The organism is Novosphingobium sp. SG707 (assembly GCF_012275515.1).
Classification (GTDB): domain Bacteria; phylum Pseudomonadota; class Alphaproteobacteria; order Sphingomonadales; family Sphingomonadaceae; genus Novosphingobium.
Genome location: NZ_JAAZQL010000003.1, coordinates 464,178 through 486,439, shown reverse-complemented (window position 1 = coordinate 486,439; position 22,262 = coordinate 464,178). Strand labels below are relative to the sequence as shown.

26 protein-coding genes and 2 tRNA genes are annotated in these 22,262 nt (G+C 64.2%); 19 read left to right on the top strand and 9 right to left on the bottom strand.

The window, feature by feature from the left end; translation table 11 throughout:
- Window positions 1–31 precede the first annotated feature (31 nt).
- The gene (locus FHW92_RS11055; RefSeq protein WP_292688287.1) at window positions 32–760 is read left to right on the top strand and encodes a M23 family metallopeptidase; all 729 of its coding nucleotides are present in this window, start codon (window positions 32–34) and stop codon (window positions 758–760) included.
- A 410-nt stretch (window positions 761–1,170) separates the two neighbouring features.
- On the opposite strand, the gene FHW92_RS11050 is transcribed toward FHW92_RS11055, so the two are convergent.
- Both FHW92_RS11050 and FHW92_RS11045 read right to left on the bottom strand, forming a co-directional pair.
- A complete protein-coding gene (locus FHW92_RS11050; protein ID WP_168603299.1) occupies window positions 1,171–2,991 on the bottom strand; it encodes a long-chain fatty acid--CoA ligase in 1,821 nt (606 codons plus the stop codon).
- 101 nt (window positions 2,992–3,092) lie between these two features.
- Window positions 3,093–4,142 carry a quinone-dependent dihydroorotate dehydrogenase gene (locus FHW92_RS11045; protein WP_168603298.1) on the bottom strand — a complete coding sequence of 350 codons (1,050 nt, stop codon included), beginning with the start codon at window positions 4,140–4,142 and terminating at the stop codon, window positions 3,093–3,095.
- Between the two features lie 472 nt (window positions 4,143–4,614).
- On the opposite strand from FHW92_RS11045, the gene FHW92_RS11040 reads away from it, so the two are divergent.
- Genes FHW92_RS11040 through FHW92_RS11005 form a run of 8 tightly spaced genes read left to right on the top strand, consistent with a single transcriptional unit; the run spans window position 4,615 to window position 10,461 of the window.
- On the top strand, window positions 4,615–5,085 hold the full coding sequence (locus tag FHW92_RS11040) for an Rrf2 family transcriptional regulator (protein ID WP_168603297.1): 471 nt from the start codon (window positions 4,615–4,617) through the stop codon (window positions 5,083–5,085).
- Window positions 5,082–6,563 carry a Fe-S cluster assembly protein SufB gene (gene sufB / locus FHW92_RS11035; RefSeq protein ID WP_168603296.1) on the top strand — a complete coding sequence of 494 codons (1,482 nt, stop codon included), beginning with the start codon at window positions 5,082–5,084 and terminating at the stop codon, window positions 6,561–6,563. The genes FHW92_RS11040 and sufB overlap by 4 nt, the downstream gene beginning before the upstream one ends.
- A complete protein-coding gene (locus tag FHW92_RS11030) occupies window positions 6,560–6,901 on the top strand; it encodes a hypothetical protein (protein ID WP_168603295.1) in 342 nt (113 codons plus the stop codon). The genes sufB and FHW92_RS11030 overlap by 4 nt, the downstream gene beginning before the upstream one ends.
- A gap of 7 nt (window positions 6,902–6,908) precedes the next feature.
- Entirely contained in the window at window positions 6,909–7,652 is a 744-nt protein-coding gene (gene sufC, locus FHW92_RS11025; protein ID WP_168603573.1) for a Fe-S cluster assembly ATPase SufC, read from the top strand.
- Window positions 7,649–8,371, top strand: a complete 723-nt coding sequence (locus tag FHW92_RS11020) for a SufD family Fe-S cluster assembly protein (RefSeq protein WP_168603294.1) — start codon at window positions 7,649–7,651, stop codon at window positions 8,369–8,371. The genes sufC and FHW92_RS11020 overlap by 4 nt, the downstream gene beginning before the upstream one ends.
- 23 nt (window positions 8,372–8,394) lie before the next feature.
- Window positions 8,395–9,582 carry a cysteine desulfurase gene (locus tag FHW92_RS11015; RefSeq protein WP_172249204.1) on the top strand — a complete coding sequence of 396 codons (1,188 nt, stop codon included), beginning with the start codon at window positions 8,395–8,397 and terminating at the stop codon, window positions 9,580–9,582.
- Window positions 9,582–10,103 carry an SUF system Fe-S cluster assembly protein gene (locus FHW92_RS11010; protein WP_168603292.1) on the top strand — a complete coding sequence of 174 codons (522 nt, stop codon included), beginning with the start codon at window positions 9,582–9,584 and terminating at the stop codon, window positions 10,101–10,103. Before FHW92_RS11015 ends, FHW92_RS11010 begins: the two co-directional genes overlap by 1 nt.
- 1 nt (window position 10,104) lies before the next feature.
- Window positions 10,105–10,461, top strand: coding sequence for an iron-sulfur cluster assembly accessory protein (locus FHW92_RS11005; RefSeq protein ID WP_168603291.1), 357 nt, complete (start codon window positions 10,105–10,107; stop codon window positions 10,459–10,461).
- 43 nt (window positions 10,462–10,504) lie between these two features.
- Here the strand turns inward: FHW92_RS11005 and FHW92_RS11000 are convergent, their stop codons facing one another.
- Together FHW92_RS11000 and FHW92_RS10995 are read right to left on the bottom strand one after the other, a co-directional pair.
- Entirely contained in the window at window positions 10,505–10,861 is a 357-nt protein-coding gene (locus FHW92_RS11000; protein WP_168603290.1) for a hypothetical protein, read from the bottom strand.
- Window positions 10,862–10,980: 119 nt separating this feature from the next.
- Window positions 10,981–11,400 (bottom strand): hypothetical protein, encoded by a 420-nt coding sequence (locus tag FHW92_RS10995; RefSeq protein ID WP_168603289.1) that lies wholly within the window; start codon window positions 11,398–11,400, stop codon window positions 10,981–10,983.
- Between the two features lie 108 nt (window positions 11,401–11,508).
- Here FHW92_RS10995 and FHW92_RS10990 point away from each other — a divergent pair, with 108 nt between their 5' ends.
- From FHW92_RS10990 to FHW92_RS10980, 3 genes are all read left to right on the top strand, one after another.
- Entirely contained in the window at window positions 11,509–12,504 is a 996-nt protein-coding gene (locus tag FHW92_RS10990) for an adenosine kinase (protein WP_168603288.1), read from the top strand.
- A gap of 208 nt (window positions 12,505–12,712) precedes the next feature.
- Window positions 12,713–12,916 (top strand): hypothetical protein, encoded by a 204-nt coding sequence (locus FHW92_RS10985; protein ID WP_168603287.1) that lies wholly within the window; start codon window positions 12,713–12,715, stop codon window positions 12,914–12,916.
- An 18-nt stretch (window positions 12,917–12,934) separates the two neighbouring features.
- Window positions 12,935–13,111, top strand: coding sequence for a hypothetical protein (locus tag FHW92_RS10980; protein WP_168603286.1), 177 nt, complete (start codon window positions 12,935–12,937; stop codon window positions 13,109–13,111).
- A gap of 40 nt (window positions 13,112–13,151) precedes the next feature.
- Here FHW92_RS10980 and purD read toward each other — a convergent pair whose 3' ends face one another.
- Window positions 13,152–14,432 carry a phosphoribosylamine--glycine ligase gene (gene purD / locus FHW92_RS10975; protein ID WP_168603285.1) on the bottom strand — a complete coding sequence of 427 codons (1,281 nt, stop codon included), beginning with the start codon at window positions 14,430–14,432 and terminating at the stop codon, window positions 13,152–13,154.
- On the opposite strand from purD, the gene xseA reads away from it, so the two are divergent.
- From xseA to FHW92_RS10960, 3 genes are read left to right on the top strand one after another with little or no spacing between them, the layout of a single operon-like run.
- The gene (xseA, locus tag FHW92_RS10970) at window positions 14,431–15,918 is read left to right on the top strand and encodes an exodeoxyribonuclease VII large subunit (RefSeq protein WP_168603284.1); all 1,488 of its coding nucleotides are present in this window, start codon (window positions 14,431–14,433) and stop codon (window positions 15,916–15,918) included. The two genes, purD and xseA, sit on opposite strands and share 2 nt — an antisense overlap.
- Before the next feature lie 18 nt (window positions 15,919–15,936).
- Window positions 15,937–16,137: a DUF2093 domain-containing protein gene (locus FHW92_RS10965; RefSeq protein WP_168603283.1), complete on the top strand. Its 201-nt coding sequence runs from the start codon at window positions 15,937–15,939 to the stop codon at window positions 16,135–16,137.
- The gene (locus tag FHW92_RS10960) at window positions 16,134–16,970 is read left to right on the top strand and encodes a M23 family metallopeptidase (RefSeq protein WP_310012807.1); all 837 of its coding nucleotides are present in this window, start codon (window positions 16,134–16,136) and stop codon (window positions 16,968–16,970) included. Before FHW92_RS10965 ends, FHW92_RS10960 begins: the two co-directional genes overlap by 4 nt.
- Here FHW92_RS10960 and FHW92_RS10955 read toward each other — a convergent pair.
- Complete coding sequence (locus tag FHW92_RS10955; protein ID WP_168603282.1) at window positions 16,960–17,877, bottom strand: complex I NDUFA9 subunit family protein; 918 nt, start codon at window positions 17,875–17,877, stop codon at window positions 16,960–16,962. The genes FHW92_RS10960 and FHW92_RS10955 overlap by 11 nt on opposite strands.
- Window positions 17,878–18,102: 225 nt before the next feature.
- Here FHW92_RS10955 and FHW92_RS10950 point away from each other — a divergent pair.
- The 4 genes from FHW92_RS10950 to FHW92_RS10935 all read left to right on the top strand — a co-directional run bounded on the left by FHW92_RS10950 (window position 18,103) and on the right by FHW92_RS10935 (window position 20,053).
- Window positions 18,103–18,189: transfer RNA gene (locus FHW92_RS10950), tRNA-Leu, on the top strand.
- Window positions 18,190–18,406: 217 nt separating this feature from the next.
- A complete protein-coding gene (locus FHW92_RS10945; RefSeq protein WP_349237672.1) occupies window positions 18,407–18,844 on the top strand; it encodes an Arm DNA-binding domain-containing protein in 438 nt (145 codons plus the stop codon).
- Between the two features lie 70 nt (window positions 18,845–18,914).
- Complete coding sequence (locus FHW92_RS10940; protein WP_210428448.1) at window positions 18,915–19,361, top strand: hypothetical protein; 447 nt, start codon at window positions 18,915–18,917, stop codon at window positions 19,359–19,361.
- Window positions 19,358–20,053 carry a phytanoyl-CoA dioxygenase family protein gene (locus tag FHW92_RS10935; RefSeq protein ID WP_168603279.1) on the top strand — a complete coding sequence of 232 codons (696 nt, stop codon included), beginning with the start codon at window positions 19,358–19,360 and terminating at the stop codon, window positions 20,051–20,053. Before FHW92_RS10940 ends, FHW92_RS10935 begins: the two co-directional genes overlap by 4 nt.
- A 5-nt stretch (window positions 20,054–20,058) precedes the next feature.
- Here the strand turns inward: FHW92_RS10935 and FHW92_RS10930 are convergent, their stop codons facing one another.
- The 3 genes from FHW92_RS10930 to FHW92_RS10920 form a co-directional block, all read right to left on the bottom strand.
- Window positions 20,059–20,502 (bottom strand): hypothetical protein, encoded by a 444-nt coding sequence (locus FHW92_RS10930; RefSeq protein WP_168603278.1) that lies wholly within the window; start codon window positions 20,500–20,502, stop codon window positions 20,059–20,061.
- An 81-nt stretch (window positions 20,503–20,583) separates the two neighbouring features.
- On the bottom strand, window positions 20,584–22,083 hold the full coding sequence (locus tag FHW92_RS10925) for a DUF6538 domain-containing protein (protein ID WP_168603277.1): 1,500 nt from the start codon (window positions 22,081–22,083) through the stop codon (window positions 20,584–20,586).
- Window positions 22,084–22,165: 82 nt separating this feature from the next.
- A tRNA-Thr gene (locus FHW92_RS10920) sits at window positions 22,166–22,240 on the bottom strand.
- Window positions 22,241–22,262 lie beyond the last annotated feature (22 nt).

Genomic DNA, 22,262 nt, shown 5'->3' with positions numbered 1-22,262 from the left:
CCGACGGGCGCAAGAATAAAGGTGTTTTGGAGTGGTCGCGCTTCGTATTTCTACCAAGTTTCTTCTCGGCGCCCTTGCCGCTGTTGTCGCCCAGCCCGCGCTGGCCAACAGTGCCGCCAACGCCGACATCGCCGCCCCGCTGCGCGCCGCCCAAGCCGCGCCCATCTCGCAGGACAATGGCGATCAGAACTTCCGCCAGCTCTTCTCGTCCTGGCGCTCGATGGAAGGCACCGGCAACAAGCTGGTTAACGCCACCATCGGCAACAATGGCGGCGTTGCCGGCATCGTTAACCGCGCCATCTCGATCCCCTCGCGCTCGCCCCTCGAAGGCCTGCGCATGAGCAGCGATTTCGGTATGCGCAGCCACCCCGTTCTGGGCGGTATGCGGATGCACAAGGGCATCGACCTGTCGAGCCCGATCGGGACCCCCGTCTATGCCACCGCCGATGGCGTCATCAGCCGCGCCGACTGGTTCAGCTCGTATGGTCTGTTCATCTCGATCGAACATGGCGGCGATGTACAGACCCGCTATGGCCATCTCTCGCGCCTGAACGTGGCCGATGGCCAGATGGTGCACAAGGGCGACCTGATCGGCTTTGTCGGCACCACCGGCCGCTCGACCGGCCCCCACCTGCATTATGAAGTCCGCGTCGATGGCGTGGCCGTTAATCCTGTTCCCTACCTTCAGGGTGAGGGCAATCCGCAATTGGCGCTTGCTTCTGTCCCGCATCACGATAAGAGTGATGAGGACGGCGAATAACTCACACAAGTTGATTCCCGAGCGAGATAACCAAGCCTGAGAAAGAAGGGCGGAAAACAAGCCCAACAGGCCTTAGCATCTTGGAGAGGATGCGGAAAAAGCGGCGGGAAACTGCCGCTTTTTCTCGTTTGGGGATCAGGGAGGTTAAGATGCGAGGGATGGTTTTTAGATAGCCGATTTGTCGAGACAAATCGGTTGGCCCCTCACGCTCCCGTTACTGTCTGCGTGACGCCAAGGGTTCGGCCAAAGGGTGCCATACGCAGCGTTTTATAGCCTGCCGCGCGGACAAGGATAAGTTCGCCGCGCCGCAGGCTTTTCATAACCATCGACGCACCTTGGCAAACCTCCCACCACCCCATTAACGGGATTGCAAAGGGTCCCCGCCCTTTGCCCGCCGGAGGCAAACCCTTTTACCCCTTATACAACCCTTCCAACCGCACCCCATACCGTTCCTTCAGCTTATGCCGACGGATTTTCAAAGAGGGCGTCATTTCCTCATTGTCGATGGCAAAGGGCTCATCGGCAAAGGTAAACTGCCGGACCTTTTCGATGACGGAGAGATCCCTGTTCACCCGGTCCACAGCCTCACGGATCGCCCCGCGAAAGCTGGGCAATTCCTGAAGCGCGCGCACATCGGCGCCGTGGTGGCCATTGACCACCGCCCATTCGCGCGCCCATTCGGCATCCGGCACGATCAGGCCGACGATATAGGGCCGCTTGTCGCCAAAGACCATCGCCTGGGCAATTTCGGGCTGGAGGGTCAGCATCCCTTCCAGCTTCTGGGGCGAGATATTGTCGCCCTTGTCGTTGACGATCATGTCTTTTTTGCGGTCGGTGATGACGATCCGCCCGGCCGCGTCGATATGGCCGATGTCGCCGGTGTGCAGCCAGCCGTCCTTGAGCACGCGGGCCGTCTCGGCCTCGTTGCGCCAATAGCCATGCATCACCAGTTCGCCGCGCAGCAGGATTTCGCCATCCTCGGCAATGCGTACTTCTGTTGCGGGGAGAGGCGTGCCCACCGTGTCCATCTTGATGCCGGTGCTGAGGCGGTTGACGCTGGCGATGGGGCCGCTTTCTGTCTGGCCATAGCCTTGCAGCAGCGTTAACCCAACACCTTGGAAAAACAGGCCGATTTCAGGGTTCAGCGGCGCCCCGCCCGAGACCAGCGCCTTGACCCGCCCGCCGAAACGCGCGCGGATCTTGGGGCGCAGCAGCTTTTCCAGCACCTTGTCCAGCGGCCAGTCGAGCAGCTTGCCCTTGCCCGCCCCGCGCCGCGCCGCCAGCGCCACCGCGCTCTCCAGCAGCCCGGCGGCCAGTTTGCCCTGCTTTTCCACCTGCTTCATGATCCGCGTGCGCAACACTTCAAACAGGCGCGGCACCACGACCATGATCGTCGGGCGCACCTCTTCGATATTGCTGCCCAGCTTATCCAGCCCTTCGGCGTACCAGATCTGTCCGCCAAGGCCGATGGGGAAGAATTGCCCCGCCGAATGCTCATAGGCATGGCTGAGCGGCAGGAAGCTGAGGAAAACCTCCGGCTCGGCGCCGGTCGGGTCCCAGCCGAAATCCTCGACGATGACATGGGCCGCGCCCGCCACATTATGCAGGATGGCGCCATGATGCTGCATCACCCCGCGCGGCGCGCCGCCGGTGCCGCTGGTATAGATCAGGCAGGCCGTATCGGTGCGCTCGATACGGCTCATCCGCGCCTCGACCGCCGCGCGGGCGGCCACCGCATCGCCCTCCAGCATCGCGTCCCAGCCGTGATATTCCACCGTACTGGCCTGCGCCATGCCCAGCGGCTCCATCGCGATCAGGTGATTGGCCCCGCCCGAGCGCATGACAGCGGGCAGCAGCGGCTTGGCCAGCTTGGCGGTGGAGACGATCACCCCGCGCGATCCGGAATTTTCCAGAATATGCAGATGGTCGCGCTCGGTATTGGTCGTATAGGCCGGGACCGTGATGCAGCCCGCCGCCATGATCGCCAGATCGGCGATGCACCATTCCGGCCGGTTTTCCGACACCAGCATGATCCGCTCGCCGCGCGTATAACCCAGCCGCACCAGATTTTGCGCCAGCACCACCACCCGCCGCGCCGCCTCGGCCCATGTGATCGCCTGCCATCCCTGATCGGTCTTGGCGTGAAGAAAGGGGCGGTCGGCCAGCAGATCGGCCCGCGCCAGAAACAGCGTGACCAGATTGGGGCTGGTTTCAATATCGAGGATGCGCAAGGAATTATGTCCTCTGCCCGGGGAAGTGCATTAGGCTTTTGTTACGTCCGATTTAGGCTTTGGCCGGGGCTCTAGCAAGGGGAGGAAGCAGCCCGAACGCCTCAGAGCGGGACATCGGCCCCGACCGCATCGGCCACATTGGCAAAACCATCGCGCGCCAGCAGGCGGGCCAGCCCCGCCCCGATCTTTTCGGCAATGGCATGGCCTTCGTAAACCATGGCGGAATAGAGCTGCACAAGGCTGGCCCCGGCGCGGATGCGGGCATAGGCATCCTCGGCATTGGCGATGCCGCCCACGCCGATCAGGGCAATCTGGCCCCCGGTGGCGCGGCGGAAATCGACCATGCGCTGCTGCGCCAGATCGCGTAAGGGCGCGCCCGAAAGGCCGCCCGTTTCGCCCGCGTGGCGGCTATGCAGCGGGGGGCGGCTGATCGTGGTGTTGCTGACGATCAACGCGCCCAGACGGCGCGAGATGGCGATGCGGGCGATGGCCTCGATATCGGCAGGCTCCAGATCGGGCGCGACCTTGAGGAAGACCGGCGGGCGGTGTCCCGTCTCATCGCGCGCGGCGATCACACCGTCGAGCAATTCGGTCAGCGCCGATTCGTCCTGAAGCGCGCGCAGGCCCGGCGTGTTGGGGCTGGACACGTTGATCGCCAGATAAGAGGCCAGCGGGGCGAACACCCGCGCGCCATAGGCATAATCAGCGATGCGGTCGGTGGCGTCCTTGTTGGCGCCGATGTTGATGCCCACGATCCCGCCGCGCGTCAGCCGCGCGCGAAGGCGCTTTTCCGCCGCATCCGCGCCGCCATTGTTAAAGCCCATGCGGTTGATGACGGCGCGGTCCTCCTCCAGCCGGAACAGGCGCGGCTTGGGGTTGCCCGGTTGCGGCAAAGGCGTGATCGAGCCGACCTCGGCAAAGCCGAAGCCGAGGCCGAGCAGCGCGTCGGGCACCTCGCCATCCTTGTCGAACCCGGCGGCCATGCCCACGGGCGTGGGAAAGGTCAGGCCCGCCACCGTGCTGGTCAGCGGCCCGCCGGGCGCGACAGGCGCGCCCGCGATGGGCAGATATTTCAGCGCGGCCAGCGCCATCCCATGGGCGGTTTCGGCATCCAGACGGAACAGGGCTTTGCGGATCAGGGCATAGGTCATGGGAACAGGCCTATGGCAAGAAGCGGGGAATTTGTCGATTCTCCGGCGAAGGCTGTTTGGCGGCGGGATGATTCGCGCGGGAGAGGCCCTAGCCTTGGCACCATGATGTAAGGGCTGCATGATGGGAGCTTATGAAATCCTTTGCATGGATAGCGTATCGGGAAAACTACCTGAAATCAGCCCTGCGGTTTGACGCAATCTTACAATTATCTTCCTCCGCAATGCTTTATCCGCCTCCTTGCGACCCGAAGGGCTCGTGGTTTTCGCCACAGAGTTCTCGAAACTCAAGCGGCTCTCTCAGCAATGGGGGAGCCGTTTTTTTATGCCTTGCGCCTTTCCGCCACCGCTCGATCCCGCCTGCCCTCTTGCCCGCGCGGGGTCAAAGTCCTAGGGGCCTTTAAATCGGATTGATTCGGTCTTATTTTATCGGGGCCGGCTTGAATGCCGATGGCTGACGAAAGGGATTGGCGCGATGCGCTTGTCGAGCATGGCCGATTATGCCGTGGTGGCAATGGTGGCGGCGGCCCGCCACTGCGCCCCTGTGGGCCGCGATGGCGATATGCGCGCCGAGGGCGATGCCCGCGCGCGCGCCAATGCCGGACAACTGGCGCTGGAAACAGGCCTGCCCGCACCCACGGTGCAAAAGCTGGTCAGCCGTCTGGTGGCAGCGGGGCTTTTGACCTCGGCGCGAGGCGCGGGCGGCGGATTGGCTCTTGCCCGCGACGCCCATGACATCAGCCTTGCCGATATTGTCGAAGCGGTCGAAGGGCCGATCGCGCTGACTCCTTGCGTGGAGGGAATCGGCCATGATTGCGCGCCGGGGCTGGGTTGCAGCGTGCGCCCGCATTGGCCGGTGGTGAATGAGGCGTTGCGTCTGGCCTTGTCGGGGGTGCCCCTGACCCGGTTGATGGCGCCGCAGGACAATGTGGATATGGTGCAATGAGCGAAGATATCGAGATCAAGGATCAGGCCGCGCGTGAGGCTGCCGCCAAGGTGGCCGAATACGAACACGGCTGGGTGGCCGATATCGAGCAGGAATATGGCCCCAAGGGCCTGTCCGAGGACACGGTCCGCTATATTTCGGCCAAGAAGGACGAGCCGGAATGGATGCTGGAATGGCGTTTGAAGGCCTATCGCCATTGGCTGACCATGCCGATGCCCGATTGGGCCAAGCTGAACATTCCGCCGATCGATTATCAGGAGGCCTATTATTGGGCCGCGCCCAAGAAGAAGGACGGGCCCAAGTCTTTGGACGAGGTCGATCCGGAAATCCTGCGCGTCTATGAAAAGCTGGGCATTCCGCTGGCCGAGCAGGAAGTGCTGGCGGGCGTTGAAGGCGCGCGCAAGGTGGCCGTGGACGCGGTGTTCGACTCGGTTTCGGTCGCCACCACCTTCCGCAAGGAACTGGAAGCGGCGGGCGTCATCTTCCGCTCCATCAGCGAGGCGATCCGCGAATATCCCGAGCTGGTGAAGAAGTGGCTCGGCCGCGTGGTGCCAATGGCGGACAATTATTTCGCGGCGCTCAACTGCGCAGTATTTTCCGACGGGACGTTTGTTTACGTGCCCGACGGCGTGCGCTGCCCGATGGAGCTGTCCACCTATTTCCGTATCAACGCGGAGAATACCGGCCAGTTCGAACGCACGCTGATCGTGTGCGACAAGGGCGCCTATGTGTCCTATCTCGAAGGCTGCACCGCGCCCCAGCGTGACGAGAACCAGCTTCACGCCGCGGTCGTCGAGTTGGTCGCGCTGGATGATGCCGAGATCAAATATTCTACCGTTCAGAACTGGTATCCGGGCGATGCGCAAGGGCGGGGCGGCATCTACAACTTCGTGACCAAGCGCGCATTGTGTCAGGGCAAGCGGAGCAAGGTGAGCTGGACGCAGGTGGAAACCGGCAGCGCCATCACCTGGAAATACCCGTCTTGCGTATTGAACGGCGAGGACAGTGTGGGCGAGTTCTACTCGGTCGCCGTCACCAACAATTATCAGCAGGCCGACACCGGCACCAAGATGATCCACAATGGCAAGGGATCGCGCAGCACCATCATCTCCAAGGGGATCAGTGCGGGCCACAGCCAGAATACTTATCGCGGGCTGGTCCGCGTGGGCGCCAATGCCGAGAGCGTGCGCAATTTCACCCAATGCGACAGCCTGCTGCTGGGCAAGACCTGCGGCGCGCATACCGTGCCCTATATCGAGGTGCGCAACCCCACCGCCACCATTGAGCATGAGGCGACCACCAGCAAGATTTCCGACGATCAGTTGTTCTACGCCATGCAGCGCGGGCTGGATCAGGAAAGCGCGGTGGCGTTGATCGTCAATGGTTTTGCCAAGGAGGTTTTGCAGCAACTGCCGATGGAATTTGCGGTGGAAGCGCAGAAGTTGCTGGGGATTTCGCTGGAAGGGAGCGTGGGGTGATGCTCACGCTGGCGCTTGCCGCTTCTGTGCCGTTGACCATGCCGGTCGCGATGCGTGGCGATTGGGATTTGCCCAGCCATTGCAAAATGCCCGGCGAGGAAAGCGATTCACGCGCCATTGTTCGCAAGAGCGAGGTGGCCTTCGGCGAAACCGTGTTCACGCCCAGGCGGATCGTGGTGGCTGAACAGACCAACTGGACGGCCACTGGCCAGTTCGATGATGAAGGCGAAACGTCGAAAGGCCGCCTCAATCTTCGCCTATCCAAAGATGGCAAAACCCTTGCCTATACCAATTCAGACAATCGTATCGTCCGCCTGACGCGTTGCGGGAAGAAGTGAAATGACCATGCTGACCATTGAAAACCTCCACGCCTCTGTTGCGGACAAGCCGATCCTCAAGGGTCTCAGCCTCACCATCAACGCGGGCGAGGTGCACGCGATCATGGGGCCGAATGGCGCGGGCAAGTCGACCACCGGCTATGTGCTGGGCGGGCGTCCGGGCTATGAAGTGACGGAAGGGACCGCCACGTTCGAGGGCCAAGACCTCTTCGCCCTCGACCCGCATGAGCGCGCGGCATCGGGCCTGTTTCTGGGTTTCCAGTATCCGGTCGAGATCCCCGGCGTGTCCAACCTGCAATTCCTGCGCGAGGCTTTGAACAGCCAGCGCAAGTTCCATGACCTGCCCCCGCTGTCGGGCGGCGAGTTCATGAAGCTGGCCAAGGAAAAGGCCGCGCTGCTGCGGATGGACATGGACATGCTCAAGCGCCCGGTCAACGTGGGCTTTTCGGGCGGCGAGAAGAAGCGCGCCGAAATGGTGCAGATGGGCATCCTCGACCCCAAGCTGGCGATTCTGGACGAAACCGACTCCGGCCTCGACATTGACGCGCTGCGCATCTGCGGCGAGGGCATCAATGCTATCATGCGCAAGCCCGACAAGGCGGTGCTGCTGATCACGCACTATCAGCGCCTGCTGGACTATGTGAAGCCCGACTTCGTCCATGTGCTGGCGGGCGGCCGCATCGTCAAATCGGGCGGGCCGGAACTGGCGCTGGCGCTGGAAGAAGGCGGTTACGAAGGCGTCGCGGCATGACCACTCTGCCAACCCGCAAGGCCGAGGAATGGCGCTATGCCGACCTCGGCGCGCTGGAAACGCTCTGGCCTTTGCCCGATGCGGAAAGCGTCACCGTGGCGGCGGGCGGCGAATTTGCGCGCGCGATTGTGAACAAGGGCGGCGTGGTGCGCCTCTCCCTCACGCTGGAGGCAGGCGCCAAGGCCACCGTCCATGTGCTCAACACCGCCGACACCTATGCCCGCATCGAGATCGAGGCGACGCTCCATGAGGGCGCGGATTTCCACCTTGGCGGCGTGCAATTGAGCAGCGGGGATCAGACCGCCGAAATCGTCACCACCGTGCGCCATATCGAACCCAATGCCCATAGCCACCAGATGATCCGCAGCGTTGCGGGCGGCACCTCGACCGCCAGCGTGCTGGGCAAGGTCTATGTGGCCAAGGGCGCGGATGGCACCGATGGCGAACAATCGGTGCGCGCCATGCTGCTCGACCGCACGGCGCAGGCCAATGCGCGGCCCGAGCTGGAAATCTATGCCGACGATGTCAAATGCGCCCATGGCTGCGCGATTGGCGAGCTGGATGCCAATGGCCTGTTTTACCTCGCCGCGCGCGGGATCGAACCTGCGCGGGCCAAGGCGCTGATGCTGCAGGCCTTTATCGCCGAAGCCTTTGACGGGGCGGAGGAAGAGGACAATCTGCAGGCGGCCGCGCAGGCCGCTTTGGAGGCTTTGCTGTGAGCGTGGAAACCCTCACCCTTGATCTGGCCAAGATCCGCGCCGATTTTCCGGGGCTGGCAGGCGGCTGGCATTATCTGGACAGCGGCGCCACCGCGCAAAAGCCGCAATCCGTGATCGAGGCCACCGTCAACGCCATGGGCCGCGACTATGCCACCGTCCATCGCGGCGTCTATGCCCGCAGCGCCAATATGACGCTGGCCTATGAAGAGGCGCGCCGCAAGGTGGCCGGTTTCATCGGCGGACAGGAAGGCGAGATCGTGTTCACCCGCGGCGCGACCGAGGCGATCAACCTTGTCGCGCAAAGCTGGGGCGGGGCGCATCTGAAGGCGGGCGACCGCATTCTGATTTCGACCTTGGAGCATCATTCGAACATCGTGCCCTGGCAATTGCTGCGTGATCGGGTGGGGATCGAGATCGACGTCTGCCCGCTGACCGCCGATGGCCGGATCGATCTGGACGCGGCAGAGCGTATGCTGACTCCGGCCCACAAGCTGGTCGCGCTGGCCCATGTGTCGAACGTGCTGGGCAGCGTGCTGGATGTCGAACGCGCCGTGGCGCTGGCGCATGGCGTGGGGGCGAAAATCCTGATCGACGGCTGTCAGGCCGTGCCGCGCATCCCCGTCAATGTGGCCGCGCTGGGCGTCGATTTCTACGCTTTTTCCGCGCATAAGCTCTATGGGCCGACCGGGATCGGCGCATTGTGGGCGCGGGCCGAGATTCTTGACGCCATGCCGCCATGGCAGGGCGGCGGCTCGATGATCGACCGCGTGACGTTTGAAAAGACCACCTGGGCACCGGCCCCCACCCGTTTCGAGGCGGGCACCCCGGCCATCATCGAGGCCATCGGCTTTGCAGCCGCCGTCGATTATGTGCAGGGCATCGGCCTTGACGCCATCCATGCGCATGAATGCGGCCTTGTCAAAACCCTGCGCGGCGCGCTCTCGGCGATGAACGATGTGACCGTGTTCGGCCCCGAGGACAGCGCCGGGATCGTCAGCTTTGCCATCGACGGGGTGCATCCCCATGACCTTGGCACCATTCTGGACGAAGGCAATGTGGCGATCCGCGCCGGGCACCATTGCGCCCAACCCCTGATGGACCACCTAGGCGTGCCCGCCACCGCGCGCGCCAGTTTTGGCCTGTATAGCGATGAAAGCGATATTGCCGCGCTGATCGCCGGCATTGAACGCACGAAGAGGATCTTCGGCTGATGACTGACACGACTTCCGATGACACCCCCCGCTTCACCGTTGAAGAAGTGAGCGATGCCCCCACCCCGCCGCGCGCGCGCGTGGATGTATCGGCGGCTCCTGCGCTGGGCGCCGATGGCGAGATCGAAAAGATCGCCGACAAGGTTGCGCGCAAGGCGGATTACCTCGAAGGTTTCCTTGCGCAGCAGCCCACCGGCCTGACGGCGCATGAACCGGGCGGCGAACTGTATGAGGGCGTGATCAATGCCCTCAAAGAGATCTTTGACCCCGAAATTCCGGTCAATATCTACGAACTGGGCCTGATTTACGGCGTGGAAATCACGGAGGAAGGCTCGGCCAGCATCACCATGACGCTGACCACGCCGCATTGCCCGGTGGCCGAATCGATGCCGGGCGAGGTTGAATTGCGCGTCTCGGCCGTGCCGGGCATCCGTGACGCCGAAGTGGCTCTCGTCTGGGACCCGCCATGGGATCCGGCCAAGATGAGCGATGAAGCCCGCCTCGAACTGGGGATGCTGTAAAATGACCGCAACCACCCGCAAGCCCCGCCCCGCCGCCGTCCTGTTGACGCCGAACGCAGAGGCGCGCGTGGCCAAATTGATGAGCGAAGCGCCCGAGGGCGCCATCGGCGTCAAGCTGTCCACCCCGCGCCGGGGCTGTTCGGGTCTGGCCTATTCGGTCGATTACATCAACGAAGCAGGCCCGCTGGATGAAAAAATCGAGACGCCCGGCGGCCTCTTCTTCATCGACAGCGCCAGCGTGCTTTACCTGATCGGCAGCACGATGGACTGGGTGGAGGATGATTTCACCGCAGGCTTCACCTTCGCCAACCCCAATGCCAAGGGCACCTGCGGCTGCGGCGAGAGCTTTACGGTCTGATCTTACCGGATCCGGAGGCCCCCTCATGGGCCTCCGGCATACTTCAAGCCATTCTCGCCTCCTGCATCTGCAGATATTGCATCAGGCGCTGGGGCACGCGCTGGGCCTTGACGCAGCAGCGTTGCAGCAGGTTGAGCGCGGCGGGCGAATTGACTTCACCCCCCTCGTCGATCCGCTCGATCAGCCACATCGCCTTGGCGTCATCCACCACGCCATGCGGAACCCGCTGCTCCACCAGCCAGTGCGAGAGCGTTTCGCCGATAAAACTCACCCATTCGGGCGATGGCGAGCGAAGATGCGCGTTGATCGCCAGCAGCGCTTCGGCATCATCCGGGTTCAGTCGGGCCGGGTGATAACCGGGCAAATCGCTGCCATGAAAGTCGTTAGACGAGTTCGACATTTGGAGCATTCCTTTCGGTTTGCGCCCCCAAAGCCGAAATGACGAACCGCGCCTTGCCGCCCAATGAACCAAATTGTCAGACGCGATAAAGCGTTATGGGGAACCCTGCGCCCGTTCGTTTATTTACGGCGCAAGGCCGCCACACAGGCCGCCCGGTCCACATCCTTGGCGTCCGTGCTGCGCCGCGCATCGACATAGGTGGCACGCACTTCGCCCCCGCCCCCCTGCGGATAGAGATAGACATCGAGCACGCAGGCAGGCCCGACAAATTGCAGCTTGCGCGCATCGCCCTCCTGCACATCCAGGCGCGGCGGGCCGAACAGCCGCGCCAGTTCACCGGTGCGCGCGCCGATCACCCCCTCCAGCCCCGGCGCACTATGCACCACCGGCGCGGGCACAGGCTGGCGGCGCGGGGCTACGGGAACCGATGAATGCGCGGCCGGACGTGATGGCGCGCGCGGCATGCTGGCCACCGGCCCCTGCTCTCCACAAGCGGCGAGGAGCGGGATGAGCAGCAAAGGCAGAAGGAAAATACGCATGGGCCCTGCTCATGCCACGGCCAAACCGGCTGTCAATGCCGGTTGCGGTCAAAGCCCGCCCCCGCTAGGGCAGGCCGGTTCAACCACAGCAGGAAGCAGCCCACACCCATGTCCGAGCCCACCATCGACGTCATCGCCATCGGCAACGCCATTGTCGATGTTCTGGCCCCCGCATCCGAGGAGCAGATCGCGGCGCTGGGCCTGGCCAAGGGCGGCATGACGCTGGTGGAGCCGGACCGCGCGCGTGAGCTTTACGCCGCGATGGGCCCGGCGCGCGAGATTTCGGGCGGCAGCGCGGCCAACACGCTGGCAGGGCTGGCCCAGCTTGGCGCGCAATGCGCCTTTATCGGTCAGGTGGCCGACGATCAGTTCGGCCATGTCTTTGCCCATGATATCCGCGCGGGCGGCATCGGTTTCGACACGCCCGTGCGCAATGGCGAACCGGCCACCGCGCAATGCCTGATCTTCGTCACCCCCGATGGCCAGCGCACGATGAACACCTTTCTGGGCGCCAGCCAGTTCCTGCCCGCCGACGCGCTGGATGAAGGCGTGATCGCCTCGGCCAAGGTGCTCTATCTCGAAGGCTATCTGTGGGACCCGGAAGAGCCGCGCCGCGCGATGCGCCGCGCCATTGCCGCCGCGCGCGGGGCGGGCCGCGAGGTCGCCTTCACCATGTCGGACGCCTTTGTCATTTCGCGCCATGGCGATGATTTCCGCGCGCTGATCGAGGAAGGCCAGATCGACATCCTGTTCGCCAACGAACACGAACTGGCCGCGCTGACCGGGCTTGAAGACTTCCACGCGGGTCTGGACCAACTGGCCGCCAAGGTGCCCTGCGTGGTGGTGACCCGCAGCGAAAAGGGCGCCCATGCCGTGCGCCGGGGCGAGGTCGCCCATGTGCCCGCCCAGCCGATCGACAAGGTGGTCGACACCACGGGCGCGGGCGATCTGTTCGCCGCCGGTTTCCTGTTCGGCCATGTGCGCGGCATGGCGCTGGACAAGTGTCTGACGCTGGGCGCGATCTGCGCGGCGGAAATCATCTCGCATTACGGCGCGCGGCCCGAGGCGGACCTCAAGGCGCTGGTGGCCGACACAGTCGCATAGAACGTGGCCGATACGGTCGCGTAAACCGGGCTCAAACGATTGCTGAAAAATTTGACCGCCGGGCTTAAAAAGGCCCGGCGGTTTTCGTTCTGTCGTGCGCGCGCCAAAGAATCGGGGTTGCGGCCGGGGTCGGGCAGGCCCGGCCAATGCCCTCCGGCCGCGCAGGACCGGCCAGTCGCACGCTGGCCCCAACAACAGGACAGGAACCATGACCGCAGGAGTATCGCCCGTTTCTCCCGTCGTACACGGCACTCCGGCCAGCCGGACGATGTATGAAGCGACCCCGCTGACCCCGGCTGTCGAAAAAGCGACCGCGATGACCAAAGCCGACCCGCCCAGCGTCACCGACCCCAGCCAGACCACGCCGCGCAGCCCCAATGACGGCTACAGCGGCTTCAGCACCTACGCCTGAACAGACAGGATCAGCCCCATGACCATGAGCATTTCCAGCCCCGCCGCCCCGGCCGTTGCCGCGGGCAATGCGGCGCAAGCCGCCGTGGCCGCCGCATCGGCCGCCATCGCCACCGGACAGGCCAATGGCGGCAGCGGCGCCCCCACGCCGCCTCCCAGCGGCCCTTCGGGCGCAACCTTCGCGGTCTATGCCTAAATCCGCGCCGGGAGCGCCGTAACGCTCCCGGTAAAGCGCCTTATTCGGCCTCACGCGCCACTTCGCGCCAGCCGATGTCGCGGCGGCAGAACAGTTCGGGCGCCTCGATCGCATCGACGGCGGCATAGGCGGCGGCCTGCGCGGCGGTCACATTGGCCCCGCGCGCCGTCACGTTCAAAACGCGCCCGCCTGCGGCCACCAGCGCGCCATCGGCCATGGCCGTGCCCGCATGAAAGACCTTGGCGCCATCGGCCTGCGCGGCCTCGATCCCTTCAATCGCGCCGCCCTTTTTCGGCGTGCCGGGATAGCCATCGGCAGCCATCACCACGGTCAGCGCGGTATCATCGGAAAATTGCGGCGCGGGAATGCTGCCCAGCCGGTCCGTGGCGCAGGCATAGAGCAATTCGCCCAGATCGCTGGTCAGGCGCGAGAGCATGACCTGGCATTCCGGATCGCCGAAGCGGGCGTTATATTCGATCAGCTTGGGCCCTTCGCGCGTCAGCATCAACCCGGCAAACAGCACGCCCGAATAGGCCATGCCCTCGTCCGCCAGCGTCTTGACCGTGGGGGCGATGATGCGGGTCATCACCTCGGCCTGCAGCTCGGCGGTCAGCACCGGGGCGGGCGAATAGGCGCCCATGCCGCCGGTGTTCGGGCCGGTGTCGCCATCGCCCACGCGCTTGTGATCCTGCGCCGATGCAAAAGGCACGATGGTCGCGCCATCGGTGAGAGCGAAGAAGGAAGCCTCCTCGCCCTCCATGAATTCCTCGATCACGGCCTCGGCGTCACCGAAACGACCCGCGAAAATGTCGCGCACCGCCTCCTGCGCCTCGTCCATGGTCATCGCCACGGTCACGCCCTTGCCCGCGGCCAGACCGTCGGCCTTGACCACCACCGGCGCGCCGAACTGGTCCAGCACGGAAAGCGCCTGTTCAAGCGAGGTCACGCGCTGGTATCCGGCGGTGGGGATTTTGGCCCGCGAACACAGATCCTTGGTAAAGCCCTTGGAGCCTTCAAGCTGGGCCGCGTCCTTGTTCGGCCCGAACACCGGCACACCCGCCCCGCGCAGCGCATCGCCCAGCCCGTCGACCAGCGGCGCCTCAGGCCCGACCACGACGAAACCGATCCGCTGTTCCTCGCAAAAGGCCAGAACGGCGTCATGATCGCCCGCATCGAGCGAGACCAGTTCGGCATGTTCGCCGATGCCCGGATTGCCCGGCGCGGCAAAAAGCTTTCCACCGTTTGCCAGAAGCGAGGATTGCGATAGACGCCACGCCAGAGCATGTTCGCGCCCGCCCGAACCCAGCAAAAGGATATTCATGCCTGCCTCTTTCGATTCCGATGATGATCTCTCCGGCGGGCTCGTAGCGAAAGCCGCGCGCGGCGACAACGCGGAACCCCTCTCGATCAGCGAGATTTCCGCGATTTTGAAGCGAACGGTGGAGGATCGTTTCGCTTTCGTGCGCGTGCGGGGCGAATTGTCGGGGGTAAAGCGCGCGGCATCGGGCCATCTCTACCTCTCGTTGAAGGACGAAGGGGCGCGGCTGGACGGGGTAATGTGGAAGGGTAATGTCGCCCGGCTGGGTTTCCGGCCCGAGGATGGCGTCGAGGTGATCGCCACCGGCAAGCTGACCACCTATCCGGGCCGCTCCAATTATCAGATCGTGATCGACCGGATGGAAATCGCGGGCGAAGGCGCTTTGCTGGCCCTGCTGGAGAAAACCAAGGCGCGGCTGGAGGCCGAGGGCCTGTTTGATCCGCGCCGCAAGCGCCGTCTGCCGTTTTTGCCCCGCGTGATCGGGGTGGTGACCAGCCCCACGGGCGCGGTGATTCGCGATATTCTGCACCGTCTGGCCGACCGTTTCCCGTCGCGGGTGATCCTCTGGCCGGTGCTGGTACAGGGCAATGGCGCGGCCGAGCAGGTGGCGGCGGCGGTGCGCGGTTTTTCAGCGCTGGCCCCTGATGGGCCGATACCGCGTCCCGATGTGCTGATCGTCGGGCGCGGGGGCGGGTCGATCGAGGATCTGTGGTCGTTCAATGAAGAAATCGTCGTCCGCGCGATTGCGGAATGTTCGATTCCGGTGATTTCGGCCGTGGGGCATGAAACGGACACGACTCTGGCCGATTTTGCCGCCGATATGCGTGCGCCCACGCCCACGGCGGCGGCCGAAATGGCGGTGCCGGTGCGCGAGGAATTGCGCGCCTTTGTCGGCGATCTGGGGCTGCGTTCGCGCCGCGCGGTGGTGCGACCGGTGGTGCTGGGCCGCGAAAGGCTGGAGGCGCGGGCGCAGCGCCTGCCCACACCCGAAGAACTGATCGCGGCCAAGGCGCAGGCTTTGGACGAAGCAAGCGAACGCCTGCGCCGCGCGCTGGGCAATGTGGCGCAAAAGGCGGGGATGCGGTTGCAGCGCGCCGCCGGGCCGCTGACGCCGGGCCTGTTGCAGGCCCGCCTGCGCCATGCCGAGGCGCGGCTGTCGGCCCAGCGTCTCAACCCGGCCATGCTGGCCCAGCGTCTGCGCCATGACCGGCAAAGGCTGGACGGCGTGGCGCGGATCATGACCAGTTTGAACCCGGACAATGTGCTGGCGCGCGGCTATGTCCGCGTGACCGCGCCCGATGGCCGCACCCTGACCAACCGCGCGGCGGCGGCGGGGGAAAGCCATCTGACGCTGCATTTCCGCGATGGTTTGCTGGAGGTGGCGCCCGGCGATGTGCCACCCTCTGCGCCCGAACCTGCGGCAAAACGCCCCGCCCCCGCGCCCCGCGCCAAATCGCCGCCATCCGCGCAGGATGATTTGTTCGGCTGATCGTGCTATAAAGGGTCCATGTTGATGAATTCCCCGGATCGCGCGGCGGTGCTGCGCTATGAACCCAATGGTTTCACCATGCTCTCGCGCGGCAACCATGTCGTCTGCGCCGTCTCGGGCGAGGCGATTGCGCTTGAGTCGCTGCGCTATTGGAGCGTCGAGCACCAGGAAGCCTATGCCACGCCCGAACTGGCGACGAAGCGTTTGCTGGGCCAGTGATAACACGCCGCATGGTGCTGGGCGGGCTGGCCTCGCTGGCCCCGGCGGCGGCTTATGGCTTTTCGCTCGACGTTGGCCCGATCACCTTTCCGCGCGGCGAAACCACGCAAGGCGGATGGGCGCAGGGTCAGGCGCCCAAGGGGTGGCAGGTGGCGCTCGACGGCGCACCGCTGCCCACCGATCTTTTCGGCCGCTTTCTGGTCGCCTTTGACCGCGATGCGGGGCCGGTGGCCAAACTGACCGCATCGGCGCCGGGTGGGACGCAGGCCGTGCTGGGGCTGGACATTGCCCCGCGCGCATGGCGGATCGAGCAGGTTAACGCGCCCTTCCGTCCGCCCGCCATTCCCGAGGGCGAATATGCCCGCATTCGCGCCGAGGAAGTGGCGCGGATCGATGCCGCGCGCCATGCAGGGGCTTTGTCCGAGGGCTGGCGGCAACCCTTCCTCTGGCCGGTCAAGGGCCGAATTTCCGGCCTCTTCGGATCGCAGCGCGTCTATCGCGGTACGCCGGGCGCCTATCATTCGGGCAGCGATGTCGCCATGCCTGCGGGCACGCCCTATCTGGCCCCCGCCGATGGGGTGGTCGTGCTGGCCGCGGAAAAGCCCTTCACGCTAGAGGGCAATCTGTTGATGATCGACCATGGCATGGGACTGGTCAGCGCCTTTCTGCATTCCAGCGAACTGCTGGTGCGCGAGGGCGAACGGGTGAGCCAGACCCAGCCCATCGGCAAGGTCGGCATGACCGGGCGCGCGACGGGGCCGCATCTGCATTGGGGGATGCGCTGGCGCGAGGCGCGGCTGGACCCGATGCTGTTTGCCGGACCTATGGCCTGAACCAGCGGTCGAGATAGAGGCCCATCGGATGCGGGGATAGGCCCAGCGCGGCAAAGCCCTGCGCGCCATCGGCCACCACGCTGCCCGCCTTGAGCAGGGCGATCTGATCGGCCGAAATCGGCGTGCCGGGAAGGGCGGCGAATATCCGCGCCGCCAGATCGGGCATCGGCAGCAGGTGAATGCCGCCGCCAACTGCCCTCGCAATGCGCCGGTTCAGCTCCAGCATGGTCACCACCTCCGGCCCGCCCAGTTCATAGGTCTGGCCGCCATGCCGCTTTGGATCGCCCAGAGCCGCCACAATCGCCCGCGCAACATCGTCCACCAGCACCGGTTGCAGCAGCCCATCCGGCACAAACACCGGCAACAGCGCGGGCACAGGCAGAGCCTTCAGCATCCCCATCATCCGCGCAAACATATTGAGGAAATTGTCATCCTGCCCAAAGATCACGCTGGGGCGCAGGATCGTGGCGCCCGCAAAGCCTTTGCGCACAGCCTCCTCGCCCGCCGCCTTGCTGCTGGCATAGGGCACGGGTGAGGCCGCATCGGCGCCAATGGCCGAAACATGGACAAAGGCGCGCGCTCCGGCCTGGTGCGCGGCGCGGGCGAGGCTTTCCACCCCACGCCCCTGCACCGCATCCAGCGGCCCGGAAAACAGCCCCACTAGATTGACCACCGCGTCCGCCCCCGACAGCGCCCGCGCCACGGCGGCCCCGTCACGCAGGTCCGCACGGGCAAATTCCACCTGCCCCGGATCGCCAAGCCCTCGAATCATCCACGCCTTTTCCAGGTGGCGGCTGACGATTCGCAAACGCGCCCCGCAGCGCAGCAGGGCATGGGCCAGATGCCCCCCGACAAACCCGCTCCCGCCCGTGACCGCCACCAGGGCATCGCGCAAAATGTCACTCATGGCCGCAACTCCAGCAATTAGGCTCGTTTAAGATGGTATGGCGGGCGGCGCGGCGCAATCGGGCCGGAAGGGCAAATCCACGCCGCCCAAAAAAACTTTTCAGTTTCGCGAAAAAAATGATCTTTTTGCGTTGACAGGATTCGAAGGTCCGCTTAGAGGCGCGGTCCTACCCGGCGCGGGCAGCAACCGAAAGGACGCTAAGCCTCGGCGCCAAAAAGCAAATGTGCCCAGGTGGCGGAATTGGTAGACGCACTAGCTTCAGGTGCTAGCGCTCGCAAGGGCGTGGAGGTTCGAGTCCTCTCCTGGGCACCATTTGCACTCCCGGCCAGCGGTCGGGAGGATCGACAAACCCCCGAAAATCTGCGATTTTTGAGCTTCACCACTCCCGGGGCGTGTCAGGCTATTTCAGGCAGTCTGGGGCCATATGGTGCCATAAGGGGGGCCAGATGGCACCACCCTGAATCTGATGGCACCATGGCCCTCTGATTGCCCGGTCAGGCAGTTCCCGAACCTGTCGAGGAACTTTGCCGTGGCGCTCAAGGAACTCCAGATCCGCAACCTACATCCTGCGGACAAGACCTATCAATGCACCGATGACCGGGGCCTCTATCTCGAAATCAATCCCAATGGATCGAAGCTATGGCGTTATAAATATCGCCATATGGGCAAGCAGAAACGTCTGGCGCTGCGACGCTATCCCGAGGTCGGCCTTGCCGACGCAAGGCGCAGGCGCGACGATGCCAGACGGAAACTGGAAGCCGGAAGCGATCCACTGGCTGAGCGTAAGCATGATAAACTGGTAGCTGCATTCAAGACGGCCAATAGCTTCGGCGATATTGCCAAAGAATATATCGACAAGATGGTGGCGGAGGGTCGCGCGGATACTACGACGACCAAGGCCATCTGGCAGGCGGCGCAGCGGGTGCCGGACCTGTGGGAGGCGTTGGTGTGGGCGGGGTGGTACTAGCCCTGCATCCTCTGGCATTCCGGTGAGGCGAGAGTATGTTGACCCTATGATCATCGCCCCAACTTTACTGTTGAGCCTGTTGCTCTCTGCATCGGCAGCCGATGATCCGGCAGAGGAGGCTGCTCCGCCGCCATGCTATGATGTGGCGGTAAGGGCCAAGCTGATCGACCAAGTGCCCAGCCTCATGCCTGAATGCGACGACTGCATCATCATGTCTTGGCCATGGTTCCTTGACCTCAAGGTGGCGAAGGTTTTGGAAGGAAGCATTGATGCCAAAACCATCACGGCCTTGAACGTGCAGCATACCTACCTGCAATCCCGCTATGGTGTGTGGAGACTGCGCCGCAACACAGCTGGTGGCTTTAACGTGGTCCGCACAGGAGCTAGCGGCGAGCTGCCCTTAAAATGCACCCCCGCCATGGCGCCACCCAAGCCCTACATCCGCTCGAAAGATAAGACCCTCGACGATCTCAGGAACGAGGGGTTTGGCTACTACGGTCACTTTCCCAAGCGATGACTAGCACCCCCACACGTCCCAACCTCGACACCCTCACCCTCGCAGACCACGGCGCCCAACTGTTCCGGGGCGCTGCACTCCACGACCTACCCGCGCTGCTGGACGTGTTAGCCTCGCTACCCTCAGAGCAAGCCGGTGTCCGCATCAGCGACCTGCCCGGCATGCGTCCTTTCCTTGCCCCCGCAGGCTGCATCGGCATGGTCGCCAGCCGCGCCTTGGGGGCCGAGGGCAAGGCGGTGCGGGCCATCCTGTTCGACAAGAGCGCGGGCACCAACTGGTCGCTGGCATGGCATCAGGACCGCACCATCTGCGTGGCCGAGCGGGTGGAGGTGGAGGGCTTCGGCCCGTGGTCGGTGAAGGCCAGGCTGCACCATGTCGCCCCGCCGTTTGACCTGTTGGCCCGCATGGTCACGCTGCGGGTGCATCTGGACGATGTGGCTGCGACCAATGCCCCGTTGCTGATTGCTCCGGGTTCGCACAGGCATGGCCGGGTGCCGGTGGACGCGGTGGAAGGCTTGGCTGCCCGCTGCGGCACAATGGCCTGCCTCGCCTCGGCTGGGGACGTTTGGGCTTACTCCACGCCCATCCTGCACGCCTCCGAAGCGGCCAGCCGACCGGCCCGGCGCCGGGTGCTACAGGTCGATTTCAGCGCCGATGCCCTGCCCGGCGGGCTGGAGTGGCTGGGGGTGTAGCGGGCCTATGCCTCGCCCGACGCCATTTGGAGCATCGTCACAAGCATCGCGGCAAACAGCCCTGCCATGACCAAACCGACCAGCTCCGCACGCCCTTGCGATAACAGCATGGTCACGCCCGCCTCGACAAACAGCACGGCACGCAAGACCTGCGCTGGACGGCTCCCGGTTCGAGTACCGAACATTCCCCATTCCGGGTCTAGCAGGGGCTTACGAGATCGGAATGAAAAGGCTGGCTGCCCATCGCGCATCTCGATGTTGATGGCGTCGATCTTGTCGCGGTAGGTACGGGAAAACAAGATACGCAGGAACAGGCAGACTGCTGGTGTGGCAGCTACAAAGGTCAACGGGCGCATCACGCCCCCCATCGGCAGGAACACACTGAGAGGCACTGCGAAAGCCGCCAATGTGGCCGCAGCCAATCCCGCTAGATAAAGCCATCTGTTCATGGGGTTGATGATTATCAGAAGGCCGGGGGCAATCAACTACGCCGGTACTCGGAGCCATGTCGGTTCGCCCCCGACAGGCATTTATACCTCATACCGAGGCATCTTCTCAATCTCCGCCAGCAGTACGCCCACAGGCAAAGCCCCCGTGCCATACTTGCCGCCCTGATGCTTGGGCGCGTGGCCTTGGATGCGGTCAGCCAGTTCTTCGGGGATGCCCACCACGCGGGACAGCGTTTTGAAGCGGTGCCGCCAGCCGTGGTTGGGTTGCACGTTGGGGTCCGTCACGCCCAAGGACCGCACCCAATCGCTCAGGTCGGTAGCCCTGATCTTGGGGGCGGGGTTCACCTCGTTGCCCGCGCCCTCGCGGTAGAACAGGGGCGTGGTATCGCCCGGCTTGGCCAGTGCGGTGATGCCCTGTTCAATCAAATGGGGATGCAGGGGCACACGACGGGCCTTGCCGTCCTTGGTTGATCCGGCCTCGGGCGTCACATGCACAACCCACACGCCTTGCTCCTGCCGTATGTCGCCAGCACGCAGTTGGGTCATCTCTGCCACCCATGCACCCGTATAGGCGCAAAGCCATGGCACCCACCGCCGGGCCAATGCGTGTTCCGGCGAGAGCCGTTCAGACTGAGGCTGTAGCGACCCGCGCAGGATCGTGATGGCTTCATCGTCGGTCAAATCGCGGTCACGCACCATGACTGCCGAGGGGCCGCGTACCTTCAATCCACTGGAGGGGTTGGACTGTATAAGCTCATCATCATAGGCAAGGCCCAGGATCACCTTCACCGGGGACAAGTAGCCATCTGCTACCGTCTTTTTGGCCAGCCCCTTGGCAATCAGCGCTGCGGTCCAGTTGTTGAGGTCGCCCCGCTTTACTCGCGTCACATCATCATGGCCGAGGTGTTCAACAAAGCTGGCCACGCGACTGCGCCATCTGGCGACCGTCTTGGGGTTGGCCGATCCCGACAGGGCATAACGCTCATACAGTTGCGTGATAGACGCGGCAGGGGCAAAAGGCCGCAACAGTTGGGCTGCTTGCTCCGCCCTGCGCTGGGCCTCGGCTTTCGCTTGCTCGGCCTGAAAGGCTGGGCCGTACTTGTCCTTCTCCATGACGGCGATAGCAGCAGTCAGTTCTTCTATCTTGGCATCCCTCTCGCGGATCAAATCAACGGCTGCGGCCTCTTCAGGGGTTAGCGCAGCAGTGCTGGTTGCCAGCCGTTTGCGCAACAGCGTCCGAAGACCTCCGCGAGCCTCTCGGCGCGCTTGGCTCTCGGCGGCAAGGGCAGCCATGGCAGCGGCCTCTTCGCGCTCACGCGCCTGCGCAGCAGGGTCTTTTGGGGTAGGCTCCTCGCCTTGGCCCATCTTGGCGCGGGCTTCGTCAATCTGCCGATCGGTATCGACAATGTGGGGGACGCGCAGCCGCTTGGCTGTCTCGTGGTCCTTGGTGTCGAGGGTAATGTTCCACTCGGTCCGGGGCTTGCCCGAGGCGGTCAGGATGAGGCCCTGCGCGATAATGTCCTTGGGGACGGGGCGGCGGATCCGATAGGTAGAACCAACTTTGATGAGGTAGCTGCACATGTGCGCCTCCGTTACGATTGTAACAGGCGACTGTCAAAAACCCTTGTTTTCGCTGGTTTTCCCGTAATAGCGGGAGAAACTGTGGTGCTGCTGGGGAGGATTGAACTCCCGACCTCAGCCTTACCAAGGATGCGCTCTACCACTGAGCTACAGCAGCACACCACAGTCATCGCCGGTGC